Here is a 3,128-nt window from a genome sequence, read left to right as displayed (position 1 = left end):
ACACCGGCTTCAATGCCTGGCGGCGACCTACTCTTCCATTGCTTGAGCAATAGTACCATCGGCGCTGTCTGGTTTCACGGCCGAGTTCGGGATGGGATCGGGTGGGTCACAGACGCTATGGCCACCAAGCAATGAAGCCGGTGTGGGCGAAGGGGGAAACATGGGTTTCAAATCGTGCACTGTCAAAGGCTGGAATGTTCATCCACCGCCTTGCCGACAACCCAGGGTTGTCGATGGGGGTGTGAAACTCTCAAGCGCGAAAAGAGCAATTAGTATCGGTTAGCTCCACGCGTTACCGCGCTTCCACATCCGATCTATCAAGGTCGTGGTCTTCGACCGCTCTATGAAATCTTATCTCGAGGGAGGCTTCCCGCTTAGATGCTTTCAGCGGTTATCCCGTCCATACATAGCTACCCAGCTGCGCTCCTGGCGGAACGACTGGTACACCAGAGGTATGTTCAACCCGGTCCTCTCGTACTAGGGTCAACTCCTCTCAAATTTCGACGCCCACGGCAGATAGGGACCAAACTGTCTCGCGACGTTCTGAACCCAGCTCACGTACCACTTTAATTGGCGAACAGCCAAACCCTTGGGACCTGCTCCAGCCCCAGGATGTGATGAGCCGACATCGAGGTGCCAAACAACCCCGTCGATATGAGCTCTTGGGGGTTATCAGCCTGTTATCCCCGGCGTACCTTTTATCCGTTGAGCGATGGCCCTTCCACGAGGGACCACCGGATCACTATGACCGACTTTCGTCTCTGCTCGACTTGTCAGTCTCGCAGTCAGGCTGGCTTATGCCATTGCACTCTAACAGCCGGTTTCCAACCGGCCTGAGCCAACCTTCGCGCGCCTCCGTTACTCTTTAGGAGGCGACCGCCCCAGTCAAACTACCCGCCACAGAGGGTCCCTGTACCGGATGACGGTACGAGGTTAGACAGTAAAGAACAACAGGGTGGTATTTCACTTGGTGGCTCCACACCAGCTGGCGCCGGTGCTTCAAAGCCTCCCACCTATTCTACACAGTTGTTCTCCACTGCCACTCTGAAGCTGCAGTAAAGGTGCACGGGGTCTTTCCGTCTAACCGCGGGTACTCCGCATCTTCACGGAGAATTCAATTTCGCTGAGCATGTCCTGGAGACAGTGGGGAAGTCGTTACGCCATTCGTGCAGGTCGGAACTTACCCGACAAGGAATTTCGCTACCTTAGGACCGTTATAGTTACGGCCGCCGTTTACCTGGGCTTCATTTCGGAGCTTGCACTCCTCCACTTAACCTTCAGGCACCGGGCAGGCGTCAGGCCCTATACGTCGTCTTGAAGCCGACTTAGCAGAGCCCTGTGTTTTTGCTAAACAGTCGCTACCCCCTGGCCTGTGCCCCCTACAAGAGCTTGCGCCTATGTAGGGCCTCCTTCTTCCGAAGGTACGGAGGCAATTTGCCGAGTTCCTTCAGGACACTTCTCTCAAGCGCCTTGGTATACTCTACCTGACCACCTGTGTCGGTTTCGGGTACGGTCTATACGGTGGGGCTATTTCCCGGGACTGCTTCGAAGCCAGCTCAATCCGATAAGAGCTGACAACACACGCAATCCGTCACACACCACCAGGCCCACGAATATTAACGTGGTTCCCATCGACTACCCCCTTCGGGCTCGTCTTAGGGGCCGGCTCACCCTGCGCGGATTAGCCTTGCGCAGGAACCCTTGGTCTTTCGGCGAGAGGGCATCTCACCCTCTTTATCGCTACTCATGTCTGCATTCGCACTTCCGATACCTCCATGGTCGGTTACCCTTCCACTTCACAGGCTTACGGAACGCTCCGCTACCGCGTGATCGTAAACGATCACACCCTAAGCTTCGGTGCACGTCTTGAGCCCCGTTACATCTTCGCCGCAGGAACCCTTGTTTAGACCAGTGAGCTGTTACGCTTTCTTTAAAGGATGGCTGCTTCTAAGCCAACCTCCTGGTTGTTTTGGGATTCCCACATGCTTTCCCACTTAGACGTGACTTGGGGACCTTAGCTGTAGGTCAGGGCTGTTTCCCTTTTGACGACGGACCTTAGCACCCGCCGTCTGTCTCCCGGATATCACTCCTAGGTATTCGGAGTTTGGTTAGAATTGGTAGATCTCGCGACCCCCGCATCCATCCAGTGCTCTACCCCCTAGGGTGTTCATCCGAGGCACTACCTCAATAGTTTTCGCGGAGAACCAGCTATTTCCCGGCTTGATTGGCCTTTCACCCCTAAGCACAACTCATCCGGTAACTTTTCAACGTTAATCGGTTCGGACCTCCAGTGCGTGTTACCGCACCTTCATCCTGGTCATGCATAGATCGCCGGGTTTCGGGTCTAATGCATCAAACTACGTCGCCCTATTCAGACTCGCTTTCGCTGCGCCTACACCTATCGGCTTAAGCTTGCTTGATACATTAAGTCACAGACCCATTATGCAAGAGGTACGCTGTCAGGCCTCAAGGACCCTCCAACTGCTTGTAGGCATTCGGTTTCAGGTACTGTTTCACTCCCCTCATCGGGGTGCTTTTCACCTTTCCCTCACGGTACTAGTTCGCTATCGGTCATGTACGAGTATTTAGGCTTGGAGGGTGGTCCCCCCATGTTCAGACAGGATTTCACGTGTCCCGCCCTACTCGAGTCCTTGATCATCACTTTCGCATACGGGGCTGTCACCCGCTATGGCGTACCTTTCCAGATACTTCTGCTAGTTGAAATCAAGGCACTGGCCTGGTCCGCGTTCGCTCGCCACTACTAACGGAATCTCGGTTGATGTCTTTTCCTCCGGGTACTGAGATGTTTCAGTTCGCCGGGTTCGCTTCACCAAAGCTATGTATTCACTTCGGTGATACCTTGCCCCAATTAACTCGGCAGTTGATTGCTCAACCGCTGAATTAATTGGTGAAGGTGGGTTTCCCCATTCGGAAATCGTCGGGTCAAAGCTTGCTCACAGCTCACCGACGCTTATCGCAGCGTGCCACGTCCTTCATCGCCTGTACATGCCAAGGCATCCACCAAATGCCCTTACCTCACGCTTGAGAGTCCACACCACCAACGACAACGCTGGGCGCTTGCCTTACGGCAAACACCAACTCGGCAGAGCAGCGTGCGCGGCATATCG

General features: G+C 54.6%; 2 rRNA genes. Both read right to left on the bottom strand.

Annotation, left to right across the window (positions count from 1 at the left end):
• Positions 1-14: 14 nt before the first annotated feature.
• Positions 15-129: ribosomal RNA gene (gene rrf / locus ABIC65_RS22280) — 5S ribosomal RNA — on the bottom strand.
• Between the two features lie 120 nt (positions 130-249).
• Positions 250-3,045 (bottom strand): 23S ribosomal RNA (locus ABIC65_RS22275).
• Positions 3,046-3,128: the final 83 nt, after the last annotated feature.

The sequence above is a fragment of the Sphingomonas trueperi genome (assembly GCF_040545665.1).
GTDB lineage: Bacteria > Pseudomonadota > Alphaproteobacteria > Sphingomonadales > Sphingomonadaceae > Sphingomonas > Sphingomonas trueperi_B.
This window is presented reverse-complemented; position numbering and strand designations above follow the sequence as displayed.